The 15,535-nt window shown below is 67.1% G+C and carries 14 protein-coding genes; 3 read left to right on the top strand and 11 right to left on the bottom strand.

Translation table 11 applies throughout. From position 1 onward, the window contains the following. The first annotated feature begins 40 nt into the window (after window positions 1-40). A complete protein-coding gene (locus BM060_RS19875) occupies window positions 41-1,564 on the top strand; it encodes a fumarate hydratase (RefSeq protein WP_074982239.1) in 1,524 nt (507 codons plus the stop codon). A 458-nt stretch (window positions 1,565-2,022) separates the two neighbouring features. Here the strand turns inward: BM060_RS19875 and BM060_RS19870 are convergent, their stop codons facing one another. The 8 genes from BM060_RS19870 to BM060_RS19835 all read right to left on the bottom strand — a co-directional run bounded on the left by BM060_RS19870 (window position 2,023) and on the right by BM060_RS19835 (window position 11,195). Next, window positions 2,023-2,325 carry a ribbon-helix-helix domain-containing protein gene (locus BM060_RS19870; protein WP_074982237.1) on the bottom strand — a complete coding sequence of 101 codons (303 nt, stop codon included), beginning with the start codon at window positions 2,323-2,325 and terminating at the stop codon, window positions 2,023-2,025. A 33-nt stretch (window positions 2,326-2,358) separates the two neighbouring features. Continuing rightward, complete coding sequence (locus tag BM060_RS19865) at window positions 2,359-2,940, bottom strand: DJ-1/PfpI family protein (protein ID WP_074982235.1); 582 nt, start codon at window positions 2,938-2,940, stop codon at window positions 2,359-2,361. Window positions 2,941-3,033: 93 nt separating this feature from the next. Then, a complete protein-coding gene (locus tag BM060_RS19860) occupies window positions 3,034-4,683 on the bottom strand; it encodes a GMC family oxidoreductase (protein WP_074982233.1) in 1,650 nt (549 codons plus the stop codon). A 53-nt stretch (window positions 4,684-4,736) separates the two neighbouring features. Further along, on the bottom strand, window positions 4,737-5,954 hold the full coding sequence (locus BM060_RS19855) for a mandelate racemase/muconate lactonizing enzyme family protein (RefSeq protein WP_074982231.1): 1,218 nt from the start codon (window positions 5,952-5,954) through the stop codon (window positions 4,737-4,739). Beyond that, entirely contained in the window at window positions 5,951-7,249 is a 1,299-nt protein-coding gene (locus BM060_RS19850; protein WP_245323010.1) for an MFS transporter, read from the bottom strand. Before BM060_RS19850 ends, BM060_RS19855 begins: the two co-directional genes overlap by 4 nt. A gap of 88 nt (window positions 7,250-7,337) precedes the next feature. Next, window positions 7,338-8,762, bottom strand: coding sequence for an aldehyde dehydrogenase (aldA, locus tag BM060_RS19845; RefSeq protein WP_074982227.1), 1,425 nt, complete (start codon window positions 8,760-8,762; stop codon window positions 7,338-7,340). A 212-nt stretch (window positions 8,763-8,974) separates the two neighbouring features. Beyond that, window positions 8,975-9,919, bottom strand: a complete 945-nt coding sequence (locus tag BM060_RS19840) for a LysR substrate-binding domain-containing protein (RefSeq protein ID WP_043273317.1) — start codon at window positions 9,917-9,919, stop codon at window positions 8,975-8,977. A 94-nt stretch (window positions 9,920-10,013) separates the two neighbouring features. Further along, window positions 10,014-11,195: a putative porin gene (locus BM060_RS19835; RefSeq protein WP_009615766.1), complete on the bottom strand. Its 1,182-nt coding sequence runs from the start codon at window positions 11,193-11,195 to the stop codon at window positions 10,014-10,016. Window positions 11,196-11,428: 233 nt separating this feature from the next. On the opposite strand from BM060_RS19835, the gene BM060_RS19830 reads away from it, so the two are divergent. Together BM060_RS19830 and BM060_RS19825 are read left to right on the top strand one after the other, a co-directional pair. Further along, window positions 11,429-12,304, top strand: coding sequence for a LysR substrate-binding domain-containing protein (locus tag BM060_RS19830; protein WP_074982225.1), 876 nt, complete (start codon window positions 11,429-11,431; stop codon window positions 12,302-12,304). Window positions 12,305-12,478: 174 nt separating this feature from the next. Further along, the gene (locus tag BM060_RS19825; RefSeq protein ID WP_009615762.1) at window positions 12,479-12,739 is read left to right on the top strand and encodes a hypothetical protein; all 261 of its coding nucleotides are present in this window, start codon (window positions 12,479-12,481) and stop codon (window positions 12,737-12,739) included. 216 nt (window positions 12,740-12,955) lie between these two features. Here BM060_RS19825 and BM060_RS19820 read toward each other — a convergent pair whose 3' ends face one another. The 3 genes from BM060_RS19820 to BM060_RS19810 all read right to left on the bottom strand — a co-directional run bounded on the left by BM060_RS19820 (window position 12,956) and on the right by BM060_RS19810 (window position 15,476). Further along, complete coding sequence (locus BM060_RS19820) at window positions 12,956-13,480, bottom strand: GNAT family N-acetyltransferase (protein ID WP_074982223.1); 525 nt, start codon at window positions 13,478-13,480, stop codon at window positions 12,956-12,958. A 22-nt stretch (window positions 13,481-13,502) separates the two neighbouring features. Then, window positions 13,503-13,955 (bottom strand): hypothetical protein, encoded by a 453-nt coding sequence (locus BM060_RS19815; protein ID WP_074982221.1) that lies wholly within the window; start codon window positions 13,953-13,955, stop codon window positions 13,503-13,505. Window positions 13,956-14,114: 159 nt separating this feature from the next. Then, window positions 14,115-15,476 carry an MFS transporter gene (locus tag BM060_RS19810; protein ID WP_074982218.1) on the bottom strand — a complete coding sequence of 454 codons (1,362 nt, stop codon included), beginning with the start codon at window positions 15,474-15,476 and terminating at the stop codon, window positions 14,115-14,117. Window positions 15,477-15,535: the final 59 nt, after the last annotated feature.

Below are 15,535 nucleotides of genomic sequence, written 5' to 3'. Positions count from 1 at the left end.
ATACCCGCCTGACATTCCCGCCTGAAGAGGACCGTGCTCCATGGCCGTGATCAAGCAAGACGACCTCATCCAGAGCGTCGCCGATGCCCTGCAGTTCATCTCCTACTACCACCCGGTCGATTTCATCCAGGCCATGCATGAGGCGTACCTGCGCGAAGAATCGCCGGCCGCCCGCGATTCCATGGCGCAGATCCTCATCAACTCGCGCATGTGCGCCACCGGCCACCGCCCGATCTGCCAGGACACCGGTATCGTCACCGTGTTCGTCCGCGTCGGCATGGACGTGCGCTGGGACGGCGCCACCATGAGCGTCGACGACATGATCAACGAAGGCGTGCGCCGCGCCTACAACCTGCCGGAGAACGTCCTGCGCGCCTCCATCCTGGCCGACCCGGCCGGTGCGCGTAAGAACACCAAGGACAACACCCCGGCGGTGATCCACTACTCCATCGTCCCGGGCAACACCGTGGAAGTGGACGTCGCGGCCAAGGGCGGCGGCTCGGAGAACAAGTCGAAGATGGCCATGCTCAACCCGTCCGACTCCATCGTCGACTGGGTGCTCAAGACCGTCCCGACCATGGGCGCCGGCTGGTGCCCGCCGGGCATGCTCGGCATCGGCATCGGCGGCACCGCCGAGAAGGCCGCGGTGATGGCGAAGGAAGTCCTGATGGACCCGATCGACATCCACGAGCTGAAGGCCCGCGGTGCGCAGAACCGCATCGAGGAACTGCGCCTGGAGCTGTTCGACAAGGTCAACCAGTTGGGCATCGGCGCCCAGGGCCTGGGCGGCCTGACCACCGTGCTCGACGTGAAGATCATGGACTACCCGACCCACGCCGCCTCGCTGCCGGTGTGCATGATCCCCAACTGCGCCGCCACCCGTCACGCCCACTTCGTGCTCGACGGCTCCGGCCCGGCCGAACTGGAAGCGCCGCCGCTGGACGCCTACCCGGAAATCGTCTGGGAAGCCGGCCCCTCCGCGCGCCGCGTTGACCTGGACAAGATCACCCCGGAAGAAGTGCAGAGCTGGAAGCCGGGCGAGACCCTGCTGCTCAAAGGCAAGATGCTCACCGGCCGCGACGCCGCGCACAAGCGCATGGTCGACATGCTGAACAAGGGCGAAGAACTGCCGGTGGACCTGAAGGGCCGCTTCATCTACTACGTCGGCCCGGTCGACCCGGTGGGCGACGAAGTGGTCGGCCCGGCCGGCCCGACCACCGCCACCCGCATGGACAAGTTCACCCGGCAGATTCTGGAAAGCACCGGCCTCTTGGGCATGATCGGCAAGTCCGAGCGCGGCCCGATCGCCATCGAGGCGATCAAGGACAACAAGGCCGTGTACCTGATGGCCGTCGGCGGCGCCGCCTACCTGGTGGCCCAGGCGATCAAGAAGTCCAGGGTCCTGGCCTTCGCCGAACTGGGCATGGAAGCGATCTACGAGTTCGACGTGAAGGACATGCCGGTGACCGTGGCGGTCGACACCAACGGCGAGTCGGTGCACATCACCGGCCCGGCGATCTGGAAAGACAAGATCGCCCACAGCCTGGCGGTGGAAGTGAAGTAAGCCTTCGCTTCAGCTCCAGGAAAAAGCCCGGCCATGCGCCGGGCTTTTTCATGCCTGCGGAAACCGTAGGGCGCATAACGCCCCAGGCGTTATCCGCCACCGGCCCCCGCGCCAACGCCACCGGCGGATAACCGCGAACGGTTATGCGCCCTACGAACGGACCGTAGGAGCGGATTCATCCGCGATTGCGCCGGCAGGGCCGGTTTCCGAAGCATCACGGACGGAGTCCTGCGTTACAGGCGAGCACGGCTTTTCGTAGGAGCGAGCTTGCTCGCGAACCTGATGTCCCGCAGCGGAGTTTGTTCGCGAGCAAGCTCGCTCCTACAGGGCCGGGCGCACACGAAACCGTAGGCGCGGATCGCGGATGAGATCCGCTCCTACGCTGCGCCACCTGCGGCATTCCCATGTAGGAGCGCGCCCTGCGCGCGAAATCGCGGGCAGGGCCCGCTCCTACAGGATCAGGCGCTGCGCGGCACCAGGCTCAGTTCGGCGACCTTGTCGCGGCGCTGTGCCAGGTAGCGGGTGCAGCTCACGCGCAGGAAGGAGGCGAAGTTGACCACTTCGCCACGGTAGTCCATCACCTCGTCGTAGAGCTTGGCGATCAGTTGGTTGGTGGTCATGCCGTCGACTTCGGCGATCTCCCGCAGGATGTCCCAGAACTGGTTCTCCAGGCGCAGGGTGGTGACCACGCCGCGGATGCGCAGGGAGCGGGAGCGCGACTCGTAGAGGATCGGGTCGGCCTTCACGTAGAGTTCGCACATGCTCTGCCTCCTTCTATAGACGCGAACGCCAGTCTACAGGCTGATCTTCGTGCCGAGCACTTCGAGGAACTTCGCCAGCCACGCCGGATGCGCCGGCCAGGCCGGGGCGCTGACCAGGTTGCCGTCGACGTGGGCGGCGTCCACCGGGATGTCCACGTATTCGCCGCCGGCCAGCTTCACTTCCGGGCCGCAGGCCGGGTAGGCGCTGCAGGAACGGCCTTTCAGCACGCCGGCCGCGGCCAGCAGCTGGGCGCCGTGGCAGACGGCGGCGATGGGTTTCTTGGCGGCGTCGAAGGCTTTCACCAGTTCGATCACCTTGGCGTTCAGGCGCAGGTATTCCGGAGCGCGGCCGCCGGGGATCAGCAGCGCGTCGTAGTCTTCAGCGCGAACAGTGGCGAAGTCGGCGTTGAGGGCGAAGTTGTGCCCCGGCTTCTCGCTGTAGGTCTGGTCGCCCTCGAAATCATGGATGGCGGTACGCACGCTCTGCCCAGCCTTCTTGTCCGGGCACGCCGCGTGGACGACGTGGCCAACCATCTGCAGCGCCTGGAAGGGCACCATGGTTTCGTAGTCCTCGGCGTAGTCGCCGACCAACATCAGAATCTTCTTCGCGGCCATCGCAGCATTCCTCCGGGCAGGGGCCCGGCCATGGGTGGCCGGGCATGCCAGACAGGTTAGCCACTCCCCGCCGCGGCGGGTAATAGGCCGCTACTACACCGCCAGGCGCTGCGGCGCTTCGAGCTGGACCTGGCGGGCATCCTCCAGGATCAGTTCGGCGCCCTTCTCCGCCACCATCATCACCGCCGCGTTGGTGTTGCCGGAGGTGACGTTGGGGAAGATCGACGCATCCACCACGCGCAGCCCCTCGATGCCGTGCACCCGCAGGCGCTTGTCGACCACGCTGGACTGCGGGTCGGCGCCCATGGCGCAGCTGCCGCACAGGTGGTAGATGGAGCCGCAGTTCTCGCGGAAGTACTGCAGCATCGCCTCGTCGGACTGCACCGCCGCACCCGGCAGCACCTCTTCCACAGTCACAGCCTTGAGCGCCGGTGCATTCATGATCTTGCGGATCAGCCGGCTGCCCTGGATGGCCTCGTCTATGTCCTTCTGCGTGCTCAGGTAGTTGGGGTCGATCAGCGCCGCGTCGGCCGGGTTCTTCGAGGCGATGCGCACTTCGCCGCGGCTGGTCGGCCGGCACGGGTTGAAGCACAGCAGGAAGCCCGAGTACGGCTCCGGCTTGAGGCTGGCCTTGCTGCTCTTGGGAATCTGGTAGGACAGCGGGTTGAAGTACAGCTGCAGGTTCGGGTGCGCCTGCCCGTCGTCGCTGCGGAAGAAACCGCCGCTCTGGTTGACGCTCATGGACAGCGGGCCCTTGCGCGTGAACAGGTACTCCAGGCCCAGCTTCGCCTGGCCCAGCAGCGAGCCGAAGTCGTCGTTGAGGGTGCGCACGTTGGCCTTGTAGTAGTAGCTGACGCACAGGTGGTCCTGGAGGTTCTTGCCCACTGCCGGCAGGTGCAGCACTTCCGGGATGTGATGCTGGCGCAGCAGTTCGCGGTCGGCCACGCCGGAGAGCTGCAGCAGCTTCGGCGAATCCACCGCGCCGGCCGCCAGTATCACTTCGCGGCGCGCGCGGAATTCGCGCTGCACGCCATGTTGGCTGAGGCTCACGCCGATGGCGCGCCTGTTCTCGTCGAACAGCACGCGCTCCACCTGGGCGTGGCGCTCGATGTTCAGGTTCGGCCGGCCCAGCGCCGGGTGCAGGTAGGCGAAGCTGCTGGAGCAGCGCTGGCCGTCGCGGGTGTTGACGTCGTAGATGCCGGCGCCTTCGAAATGCGCGCCGTTGAAGTCCTCGCTGCGCGGGTAGCCGAGTTCCTCGCAGCCCTTGAGGAAGGCGTCGCAGATCGGGTGGGTGTGGCCCTTCATCGGGCTGATGCGGATCGGCCCGCTGCCGCCGTGGTACTCGCTGTCGCCCAGCGGGTGCGCTTCCAGCTTGCGGAAGTACGGCAGCACCTCCTTGAACGACCAGCCGTCGTTGCCGTTGGCCGCCCAGTCGTCGAAGTCGTGGGCCTGGCCGCGCACGTAGATCATCGCGTTGATCGAGCCGGAGCCACCCTGCACTTTCCCGCGCGGCGCATACAGCTGGCGGCCGGCGAGCTGCTGCTGCGGCTGGCTGTAGTACATCCAGTTGAAGGTCGGGTTGTAGTAGAGCTTGGCGAAGCCCACCGGCACCTTGAACCAGGGCGAGGAATCCTTGCCGCCGGCCTCCAGCAGCAGGACGTTGTACTCGCCGGACTCGCTCAGGCGGCTGGCCAGGATGCAGCCGGCCGAGCCGGCGCCGACGATGATGTAGTCGTAAGTCATGAATCTCGTACCGCAAGTAAGGGGGCCCGCGCCGGCCGGCGCGGGCGCGGGTGTCAGCCCTTGGCCGGGGCGTTGTCCTTGACGTCGACCGGGTCCGGGCCCATCTGCAGGTGCAGGCGCTCGCCGGTGTAGGGGGAATGCCGGCGCACCACGTCCATGTCCAGCTCCACGCCCAGGCCGGGCTCGCTGGAGGGGATGATGTAGCCGTCTTCCCAGTGCAGCGGTTTCTTGAGGATTTCGGCGTGGAAGCCGTCCCAGGTGCCGATGCTTTCCTGGATCAGGAAGTTCGGCGTGCAGGTCGCCAGCTGGAAGCTGGCCGCCGCGCCGATCGGGCCGTTGTACAGGTGCGGGGCGATCTGCGCGTAGAAGGCCTCGGCCATGGAGGCGATCTTCTTGCCTTCGAGCAGGCCGCCGCAGCGCCCCACGTTCATCTGCAGGATGGACGCGCCGCCGGCCTGCAGCAGGCGGAAGAACTCGTACTTGGTGGTCAGCCGCTCGCCGGTGGCGATGGGGATGCTGGTCTTGGCCGCGACCTGGCCCATGGCCTCTTCCTGGCCCGGCGGGATGGGTTCCTCGAACCACAGCGGGTCGTACTTCTCCAGGCGCCTGGCCAGGCGGATGGCCGAGGACGGCACCATCTGCCCGTGGGTGCCGAACAGCAGGTCGCACTTGCTGCCCACCGCTTCGCGGATCTTGCGGCAGAAGGTCTCGCAGCGCTCCAGCACTTCCAGCGACAGCTGGTGGCCGGAGAACGCGGTGTAGGGCCCGGCCGGGTCGAACTTCAGCGCGCTGAAGCCGAGGTTCATGTTGTGCACCGCGCATTCGGCGGCCAGGTCCGGGTCGGAGTAGTCGTACTCGCCCCGGGCGTTCTTCGGGTACAGGTAGGTGTAGGAGCGCAGGCGCTCGTGGACCTTGCCGCCGAGCAGCTCGTACACCGGCTTGTTCGCCGCCTTGCCGACGATGTCCCAGCAGGCCATCTCCAGGCCGCTGACCACGCCCATCATGGTCAGGTCGGGGCGCTGGGTGAAGCCGCTGGAATAGGCGCGGCGGAAGAAGCGCTCGATGTGGTGCGGGTCCTGGTCCAGCAGGTAGCGCTGGAACACGTCCTCGATCACCGGGACCATCGCGCTGGGGTGGAAGGTGGCGGCGTAGATCTCGCCGACGCCCTCGATGCCGCAGTCGGTCTTGAGGGTCACGAACAGCCAGTACATGCCGCCGATGTGCGGCGGCGGGACGGCGACCACGTGGGTCTGCAGGGAGACGACTTTCATGCTTGGCGCGCTCTCTTGTCGATGCGTTTCTTCAGGATCAGGGTGGCGACCACGCCCAGCAGGCCTACCGCCACGACGTAGGAGAAATAGATCTGGTAGCCGACGAAGCCGGGGAAGCGGTCGGTGATCCAGCCGTTGAGCAGCGGCAGGAAGACGTCCGGCGAGTAGCCGACCAGGGAAATGATGCCGATGGCCAGGCCGGTGACGCGCAGCGGGATGTGGCAGTCGTCGAGGATGGCCCAGTACAGGCCGCGGATGGCGTAGGTCATCAGGCCGATGAAGATCACCAGGAACACCAGCACACTCAGCACGTGCAAGCTCGGCAGCAGCACCAGGCCGAGCATGCCCAGGGCCGAGAGCAGCATGGCCCAGGTCAGTACCCCGGTCTTGGAGAAGCGGTCGCCCAGCCAGCCGCCGCCGATGCCGCCCACCGGGCGCATCCACAGCTTGATGGTGGTGATCAGCCCGGCCATGGTCGCGCTGAGGCCGAAGCCGCCTTCCTGCAGGTAGGCCGAGAAGCTGTAGGTGGCCCAGAAGAAGTGATAGCCGCAGAACACGATGGCGGTCACCAGCCACAGCTCGGGGATGCGCGCCAGGGTGCGCAGGTCTTCCAGCAGGTTGCCCTTGCCCGAGGCGGCGCGCTCGCCGTGCGCGCCTTGCGGGTCGCGCAGCATCATCAGCACCACGCCGAGGACGATGCAGCAGGCGGCGTAGAGGTGGATGACCAGTTGCAGGCCCTCGGCGTTGCGCTCGCCGCGGGTCTGGGTGACGTAGGCGAACAGCGCGATGGCCACGGTGGCCAGCAGCGCCTCCACCAGCCCGCGGCCGCCGTCGAGCACGCCGAAGAAGCGGCCCTGCTCGGCCTCGCCGGCGAGCATGTTCACCCGCTTGATCAGCGAGGCCCAGAAGGTCAGCCCGGTGGTGATGCCGAAGCCGCAGAAGATCGCCAGCAGCGCCTGGAAGCCGGGCAGCTGCGCGTACCACAGGCCCAGCACGCCGGTGCCCAGCAGCGAGAAGCTGATCAGGTAGCGCGGCGAGATGCGGTCGGCCAGCCAGCCGCTGGGCAGGTAGCTGACCAGGAAGGCGCTGCCGAGGATGGAATACAGGTAGCCCAGCTCGCTGTTGCTGATGGCCAGGGCCTCGAGCATGGTGCTCTGGTACACCTGGCGCAGGTAGAGCATGGGGTAGATGGCACCAGCGGCGAGCACCAGCAACGCCAGTTGCAGGTAGCGCGACAGGTTGGCGCTGGACGGAACGGCCATGGGCATGGCCTCTGCACTTATTGTTTTTTTCATCATGCGTCTCGTGGCCGGCGCGGGCACCGGCGGGTTGTCGGAAAAGCGCGGCGCGCGCCGGGCGCAGGCAGGCGCCCGGCGCGGCTCGTCAGTACTTCAGGACCACCAGGCGGGTCTGGGTGAACTCCAGCATCCCGTGCTTGCCGTCGTCGCCGCCCAGGCCCGAACGCTTCCAGCCGGCGTGGAAGCCCTGGTAGGGGTCGGCGGGGGTGCGGTTGACGTACAGCTCGCCGGCCTCGATGGCGTTGGCCACCTTCATCGTCGTGCGGTAGTTCTCGCTGTAGAGCACCGAGGACAGGCCGAACTGATGGTCGTTGGCCATGGCCAGGGCTTCGTCGAGGGTCTCGTAGCGCAGCACCGGCAGCACCGGGCCGAAGATTTCCTCCTGGACGATCTCCATGTCCTGGCGGCAATTGCTCAGCAGGGTCGCCGGGTAGAAGTGCCCCGGCCCTTCCGGCAGCACGCCGCCGCATTCCAGCCGGGCACCTTCGGCCAGGGCGCGTTGCACCTTGGCATGGATTTCCTGGCGCGAACGTTCGTTTACCAGTGGGCCCATGCGGCTCGGGTCCTCGCCGCGGTCGCCGCTGCGCACCGCGGCGAGCTTCTCGCGCAGCAGGGCGAGGAAGCGATCGTGCACGCTGGCCTGCACGTACACGCGCTCGATGGCGGTGCACAGCTGGCCGCAGTGGGTGGTCTTGGAGGCGGCGATGGCGCTGGCGGCCTGCTCCAGGTCGGCGTCGGCCTCGATGATCGCCGGGGTCTTGCCGCCCAGCTCCAGCGACGGCTTGGCGATGTTCGCCTTGCAGTAGTCGAGCACGGTGCGCCCGGCGCCGACGCTGCCGGTCAGGGTGATCATGCCCACCGCCGGGTGCTGGCAGAGCGTGGCGGCGACCTCGTGGACCATGGTCAGCACGTTGAACACGCCGGCCGGCAGCTCGGCCTCGGCGGCGGCGCGGGCGATCTCGAAGGCCGAGGTCGGAGTGTTGTTGCTCGGCCGCACCACCACCGTGTTGCCGGTGATCAGCGCCGGGGCGACCTTGCGCAGCAGGGTGTAGACCGGGTAGTTGAAGGGGATCAGGCAGGCCACCACGCCGATCGGCTCGCGCTGCAGCAGGATGGTCTCGTCGCGGGAGTCGCTGGGGATCACCTCGCCCTCGATGCGCCGCGCCCATTCGGCGTGGTAGCGGGTGATCTGCGCGGCGTAGACGGCCTCGTTGGTGGCGTCCTGCAGGCTCTTGCCGGACTCGCGGGCCAGCGCCTCGCCGATGCGCGCGGCGTTGCGCTCGATGGCCTCGGCGAAGCGCCGCAGGTATTCGCCGCGCTCGATGGCCGGCAGCTTCGCCCAGTCGCGCTGGGCGCGTTGCGCGGCTTCCACGGCCTGGCGCACCTCGGCCTCGCTGGCGGCCGGCACCTCGGCGATGCAGGCCTCGGTGGCCGGGTCGGACACGGCGATGCGGGCGGCCACGGAGCCGTCGCGGAAACGGCCGTCGATGAAGTTCTGGTCAGTACGCATGGGCATTCCTGTGGTTCAAGCAGCGCGGTGGCGGAGGAACGACAGGAGCGACGCGGGGCGGGCGCTAGGCCGCGCCGGCAGGCGGGTGCGGGCAGGCATGGGAAACACTCTTGTCGTTCTTGGATGGCCAAGTTTCGACAGGCGCGGCAGGCCGGACAAACGATTAATAACACCGGGTAACCTGCGTTTTTCGCATGTTACCCGGCGACGTTTCAGCGCGGGCTGACGATGTGCGCGGCGTTGTCCAGGCTGCGCTCGGCCAGGCGCACCTCTTCCAGCAGCCAGTCGCGGAAGCGCTCCACGTGCTCCGGCAGCTCCTGCCCCGGGCGGCTCACCCACCAGTAGGACTGGTGGCCGTCCACCTGTACGTCGAGCAGTTGCACCAACTGCCCGGCCACCAGCTCGCGGGCCACCATCTGGCGGTCGGCCATGGTCACGCCCAGGCCGTCGATGGCGGCGCGGATGGCCATGTCCAGCAGGTCGAACTCGTAGCCGCCCTGCAGGTCGACGCCCTGGATCTTCGCCGCGTCCAGCCAGTGGCGCCAGGTCAGGTAGCGCTGGTCGTCGCGGGCCAGCACGTGCAACAGGGTCATGCCGTTCAGCGGCATCCCCTGCTCCGGCTCCTCGCGCTGCGCCAGCAGGCCCGGCGCGCATACGGCGATGTGCTTCTCGTGCATCAGCAGCGAACTGTCCAGGCCCTCCCACTCGCCGTTGCCGAAGCGAATGGCGCAGTCCAGGGTGCCGGTCTCGGCCAGGCTGTCCTGCAGGTGCGTGGTGAGGGTCACCTCCAGTCCCGGATGGGCCTCGCGCAGGCGCCCCAGGCGCGGCAGCAGCCAGCGGCTGGCGAAGGTCGGCGGGGCGTTCAGGCGCAGGCGGTTGAGGTGCTGGCGCTGCTGGATGCCGCGCACCGTCAACTCGATACGGTCGAACGACTGCTGCAGCGCGCGCAGCAGCATGCGCCCGGCGTCGGTCAGTTGCAGGTGGTGGTGGCGGCGCTGCAGCAGCGGCTCGCCGAGCTGCTCCTCCAGCTGGCGCACCTGGCGGCTGACCGCGCTCTGGGTGACGTTGAGCAGTTCGGCGGCGCGGGTGAAGCTGCCGGTGCTGCCGGCCACCTCGAACGCCTTGAGTGCATTGAGCGCCGGGATCTTGCGCTTCATCGCTGGCCCTCCCCTCGCGCCCCCGTTGGACGCGGCATGCGCATTGGAGTATGGCAGTGGCCCCGGAGTCACCAGGGCCGCCGCCGAGGCTCACTCAGAAGTAATAACCGACGTTGGCGTAGAGCTGATTTTCCCAGTGGTCGGTGCCGCCCTGGGCCAGGCTGTCGGTGTAGCTGCTGCCGCCGATGTAGGGGTCGTTGCGGCCGTTGAGCCATTCCACGGCGATGTAGAAGGAACGCACCGAGAACGAGGTGCCGAGGATGAAGCGCTCGGAGGCGTCGAAGCCGCTGGCCGACTTGTCGAAGCGGCTGTAGTTGCCGTACACCTTCATGCCGCTCACCCAGCCGCCGACGAAGGTGCCGGGGAAGCTGTAGCTGAGGTCGCCGACATAGAGGTTGCCGCGGCTGGCGACGTTGAAGGTGCCGTCGTAGCCGCCGAAGCTGACCACCTCGTCGCTGCCCGGGTTGCGCGGCGACATCTGCTGGCGCCCGGCCTGCAGCTGCACGCCCCAGGGGCCGTTCTGCCCCAGGTAGTGCAGGGCGTAGGCGTTGCGCCGGCCGGCGTCGTGGGTGTCCTTGTTCTCCAGGCGCGAAGTCAGGGCCGACACACCCACCTCGGACTTCCAGTCGCCCAGCTGCAGCGAGCGCGCCAGGCGCGCGACCACGATCTGCCGTTCCTGGTTGCGGGTGCCCTCGGGCACGTAGTCGTCGGCCGAGGTCACCACCGTGGAGTAGGTGCTACCGTTGCTGGTGCCGCGCCCCGGCCAGGCCGGGCGGCCGTACAGGCCCGCCTGCAGGTTCCAGTCGCCCTGCTGCTGGATGTACTTGGCGCCCACCGCCGAGACGTCCTCCAGGCCCACCACGTTGCCGAGGGTCTCGTAGAAGGTGCTGCCGAAGAACGGCTGCAGGCCGAAGGGAATCTGGTTGAGGCCGACCTGCACCTGGCGCTCGGCGTCGAAGCGGTAGCCGACCCAGGCGTACTCGGCGAAGGCGACGTCGCCGATGTGGTCGGTGTACTGATAGGGGTACTGCTTGCCGTAGAAGCGGTAGCGCGCCGCGCCTATCCAGCTGTCGGAGGTATAGGTGGCGCGCAGCATCAGGGTGTCGAAGCCGGCCTTGTCGATGTCGCGGTCCGGGTCGTGGTCGAAGCGCGCGCGGATGGCGCCGCCGACGTCGAGTTCGTCCGTCACCGGCACCGCCAGGGCGGCGGCGCTGCAAGTCAGCAGGACGGGAAACAGCAGGTGCGCACAGCGGCGCGGCAGGGGAAATCTGGCCACAATGGAAAGCCTCGGCGAAGTTCTTGTCGTTATTCGGCGCACCGGCGCGGACACTCCCCCCACACCTTGTGCGCGGCCGAAACTAGCCCCTGGCGCGAGCCGCGCACAAACGACTAAATCGCCGGGCGAACCGGAGAAAAACGCATGTTTGTAGGACCGGCGCCGGCGCTAGAATCGGCGCACCACGACCAGCCCGCGCGCGCCACCCCGCGCGCCCTTTCGGAAGCCGCCCCATGCGCAGCCTGCCGCCCCTGAACATGCTCCGGGTCTTCGAGGAAGTCGCCCACCACCGCAGCTTCAACCGCGCCGCCGAGGCGCTCAACGTCACCCAGGGCGCGGTCAGCCGGCAGATCAAGCAACTGGAGGACTACCTGGGCGTCAGCCTGTTCGTGCGCACGCCGCGCGGCCTGACCCTCACCGAGACCGGCAGCGCCCTGGCGCCGCACCTGGGCGAGGCCTTCGACCGCATCGAGCGCGCCCTGCAGGCGGTGCGCGTGCCCAACCTGCGCCAGCGCCTGCGCATCCTCGCGCCGCCGACCTGGGGCACGCGCTGGCTGTCGCCGCGCCTGCGCAGCTTCCTGCAGCGCTACCCGGACATCAGCCTGAGCGTGACCAACGCCCAGGACGCGGACAACCCCGGCGAACTGGACTGCCGCATCCGCTTCGGCCTGGAGGCCGCCGCCCACTGCCACAGCCAGTTGCTGGTGATGGAACGGCACATCGCCGTGGCCAGCCCGGAGCTGTTCGACGGCGAACGCCCGCCGGAGCTGCACGCCCACCCGCTGCTGCACATCCTCCACGAAGGCAAGCGCCTGAAGGTCTGGGAGAACTGGCTGGAAGCCGTGGGCCGCAACGACGTCGACGCCGGCAGCGGCATCGAGTTCAGCACCCTCGACCAGGTCATCCACACCGCCCTGGCCGGCGGCGGCCTGGCGGTGATCGACCGGCAGATGATCGAACGCGAACTGGCCACCGGCAGCCTGCTGCCGATCACCCCGGTGGAAGTGCTCGGCCCCTATGGCTACTGGCTGGACATCCCCGCCGACAAGCGCGGCCTGTCCAAGGTGCAGCGCTTCCAGGACTGGCTGGAACTGATGAGCAACCCCTAGCCGTTTTGAGGATTTGCCGACAGCTTCGCCACGAGCGTGGAAATCTCCCCCGTCCGACTCGGAGGAATTGCACAGGCCTTCGCGCTCCTCCCAAAGGCATGGCGGTCCAAGATCATGCGCTGGAGTCCGCCCCCGCTCACGGACGCCGGAAATCGCCACCGCAAGGACCCGATCATGTCTATCAAGCACACACTGAACCTGCTGGACGAGCGACTGCTGAAGGAGTTGCTCGACGCAGCCCAGGAAGCCCTGAACGACACCGCCACCGCCAAGCGCGTCGCCCACGTGCTGGGCGTGGAGCCCGCACGGGTCCACGCCCTGGCCAACGTCGCCCTGGGCCTGTCGCAGGCGGACGACGAACGCGCCCACGACGTCGGCACCCTGCGCCAGCTGGACGACCTCACCCGGCGCATCCGCGGGCTGATGAGCCCCTGAAGCCACGCGACCGTCTCCCGGCGCCTGGCAGCCCTGGAGGGCACCCTCGGCGTGGCCCTCTTCGACCGGGCGCCTGGAGCAGGACATCCCCCGACCGTAGGGCGCATAACGCGAAGCGTTATCCGTCGTTGCCGGATGGCACCTCCAGAACAGGCTGGGGCTGATGAGCAACCACAAACCAGATGAACGGGAACAGTCTGAGGTACCTAGCGGTATCTATTTACGGACGCCGCTCGAATCCTGATGGGCAAGCTCTTCAAAAAGAGGCGCTGTCGGATACACCAGGCGTAACCGGTCCATATCGGAAGATTCGAAACCCAGCGACTTGTAGTACCTTGCCGCCGCCTCATCCTTGGCGTCGACTGCCAGGAAAGCGATACCGGCATGCTTCGACATTGCATAGAGGCGGCGAAATACATCAGCGAGTAGTCGTTGCCCCAACCCCTGCCGTTGGCACGACCTATCCACCGCCAGACGACTCAGCAGCACTGCCGGAAGCGGATAGCGCGGGAGCCGTTTCCGCTCCTGCTCGGCCACGTCCTCAAGGCGAACCGACGTACTCGCCAGCGTGTAGTATCCGAGGAGCGTTCGCTCCCTTCCCAGCGCCAGGAATGTCCTGGACAGATGACGCTTCTGATCCTGGGAGGCGTATTTGACGATGTAGTCGTTGAGGTCTGGAGAGACGCAGTCAAACGTCCTGCGGTTCACCGACTTGTCGAAGTCGACAGTGATGAAATCCATTCATTCTTCTTGGCGCCAGCAGTCAGCGCAGCGAGAGGATCTTCTTCAAGGCCTTGTTAGCCTTCGGTGGATTCTCCAGCATGTCCAGTGCCCGTCGGACATTCAGAACCGTCTCACCACAAGCTGCGAATCGATCGGTAGCCCGTGACGCATCCCTCGCCTGGAGCGACGCCACGTGCATCGGCTCATGACCTCTCACCGCTTCGGACAAAGCGCTCGCAATCCGGCTGCTGCTGTATTGGAAACTCCGCATGGCATGATTGTATGGCTCGATATGTTCCGCCACGATTTCCGGGCTTTTCATGTCCGCGGCACGAATAATGGCGGCATAGAGATTCTTCTGCTCTTCCTCGTCGTCCAGATGGACATGCAGGTAGCGTCCGGTCTCTTCAGGATCGGTAACAGGCACTTCAATGGGAAAAGCTCCGGGCTGAATGCCCTTTCTTTCCTTCCCTATCTTCGCTTTTGCAGTCATGAGGCACCTCGTGCGGTGCTCAATTATTGCACAAGCTCATACAGCGCATGCATCCCCGCCCCATGTCCGAACCGTCCCGATCGCGAATGGGAGAAAAGCCATTTCGCCTCCCAACCTGAACAGGGAGCCCCTTCACCGCAGGCTCCCTGACACGGCCGGCTAGAGCACCGCCGCCACCTTAGCCGCCGGCTGTGCCGGCCCCGCCTCGCCTTCGCCCTTGCCGGCGTCGGTCAGCGTCAGGTACTTGGTCTCCGGCGCCCAGGCCATGGAGATCAGCGCGCCGAACAGGAGGATGCCGGCGAGGATGGCCATGGTCGGGTTGAGGCCGATGCCGGCCACGCTGACCGGCAGCAGGAAGGTGCTCAGCGCCGAGCCCAGGCGGCTGGCGGCGGTGGCCAGGCCGATGCCGCCGGCGCGCACTTCGGTGGGGAAGCTTTCCGCCGGGTAGACGCCGACCAGGTTGCTCACCGCCGAGAGCACCAGGGTGAACAGGCCGAAGGTCGCCACCATCAGCCAGGCCAGGCTGCCGGGCAGCAGCACCAGCAGGAAGAGCGCGGCGGAGAGGATCAGGAAGGAGCCGATGAGGAAGCCGCGGCGGGTGAATTTCACCGTGCACCAGATGCCCAGCAGGGCACCCACCACCAGCAGCGCGTTGAGCAGCATCTCGGTGCCGAAGCCCTCGGCCAGGCCCATCTTCTGCAGGATCGACGGCAGGAAGGTGTAGATGGCGAAGTACGGCATGACGATGCAGATGAAGAACAGGCAGTTGAACGCGGTGCGCTTGCGGTACTGCGCGCTGAACAGCTGGCGGAAGCCGCCCTTGTGCTCCTCGGCCATCTCGTCGTCGAGCACCACGTGCGCGCCCAGGTGCTTGCGCACGATCGCCCGGGCCTCCTCGATGCGGCCCTTGTGCACCAGCCAGCGCGGCGATTCCGGGGTGCCTATGCGGGCGATCAGGATCATGGCGGCGGGGATCGCCGAGGACGCCAGCATCCAGCGCCAGGCGTCGTCGCCCAGGCCGAGCATGGCGGTGCCGACGAAGGTGGCGGCGACGTAGCCGAAGGTCCAGATCACGCTGAAGGAGCCCAGCAGCACGCCGCGGTGCTTCTTCGGCGAGAACTCGGCGAGCATGGCGTGGCCGACGCTGAAGTCGCCGCCCAGGCCGATGCCGATCAGCACCCGGCAGAGGAACAGTTGCAGCGCCGTCTCGGCGAAGAACTGCAGCAGCGAGGCCAGGGTGATCAGCACGAAGCTGATGAGGAATATCTTCTGCCGCCCCAGGTGGTCGGAAATCCAGCCGAAGAACAGGCTGCCGAAGAACAGGCCGAGCAGCGCCGAGCTGCCGATCAGGCCCTGCCAGAAGGGGTCGAGGCTCAGCTGCGGGTTGATCAGGGTGAAGGCGATGCCGATCAGCCCGAGGATGTAGCCGTCGGTGAAGTGGGCGCCGAAGGTGAGGCCGGCGATCTTGATGTGGAACCTGCCGATGGGCAGGTCATCGATTCTGACTGTGTTACCCGACATGATCGTCTCCGAGTCTTTTTCTTGTTGTCTGAACGGAAGGGTGACCGCCGCACCGGTCG

Origin of the sequence: Pseudomonas citronellolis (assembly GCF_900112375.1) — a bacterium.
GTDB classification, from domain to species: domain Bacteria; phylum Pseudomonadota; class Gammaproteobacteria; order Pseudomonadales; family Pseudomonadaceae; genus Pseudomonas; species Pseudomonas citronellolis.
Note: the sequence above shows the minus strand (reverse complement) of the source record. Positions and strands in the feature narration are given on the sequence as shown.

Excerpts from the sequence above, each read along its gene's own strand:
- BM060_RS19830 (WP_074982225.1), top strand. The coding sequence starts at position 11,429 with ATGCGCAGCCTGCCGCCCCTGAACATGCTCCGGGTCTTCGAGGAAGTC.
- aldA (WP_074982227.1), bottom strand. The coding sequence starts at position 8,762 with ATGCGTACTGACCAGAACTTCATCGACGGCCGTTTCCGCGACGGCTCC.
- BM060_RS19870 (WP_074982237.1), bottom strand. The coding sequence starts at position 2,325 with ATGTGCGAACTCTACGTGAAGGCCGACCCGATCCTCTACGAGTCGCGC.
- BM060_RS19850 (WP_245323010.1), bottom strand. The coding sequence starts at position 7,249 with ATGAAAAAAACAATAAGTGCAGAGGCCATGCCCATGGCCGTTCCGTCC.
- BM060_RS19825 (WP_009615762.1), top strand. The coding sequence starts at position 12,479 with ATGTCTATCAAGCACACACTGAACCTGCTGGACGAGCGACTGCTGAAG.
- BM060_RS19865 (WP_074982235.1), bottom strand. The coding sequence starts at position 2,940 with ATGGCCGCGAAGAAGATTCTGATGTTGGTCGGCGACTACGCCGAGGAC.
- BM060_RS19855 (WP_074982231.1), bottom strand. The coding sequence starts at position 5,954 with ATGAAAGTCGTCTCCCTGCAGACCCACGTGGTCGCCGTCCCGCCGCCG.
- BM060_RS19810 (WP_074982218.1), bottom strand. The coding sequence starts at position 15,476 with ATGTCGGGTAACACAGTCAGAATCGATGACCTGCCCATCGGCAGGTTC.
- BM060_RS19860 (WP_074982233.1), bottom strand. The coding sequence starts at position 4,683 with ATGACTTACGACTACATCATCGTCGGCGCCGGCTCGGCCGGCTGCATC.
- BM060_RS19840 (WP_043273317.1), bottom strand. The coding sequence starts at position 9,919 with ATGAAGCGCAAGATCCCGGCGCTCAATGCACTCAAGGCGTTCGAGGTG.
- BM060_RS19815 (WP_074982221.1), bottom strand. The coding sequence starts at position 13,955 with ATGACTGCAAAAGCGAAGATAGGGAAGGAAAGAAAGGGCATTCAGCCC.
- BM060_RS19820 (WP_074982223.1), bottom strand. The coding sequence starts at position 13,480 with ATGGATTTCATCACTGTCGACTTCGACAAGTCGGTGAACCGCAGGACG.
- BM060_RS19875 (WP_074982239.1), top strand. The coding sequence starts at position 41 with ATGGCCGTGATCAAGCAAGACGACCTCATCCAGAGCGTCGCCGATGCC.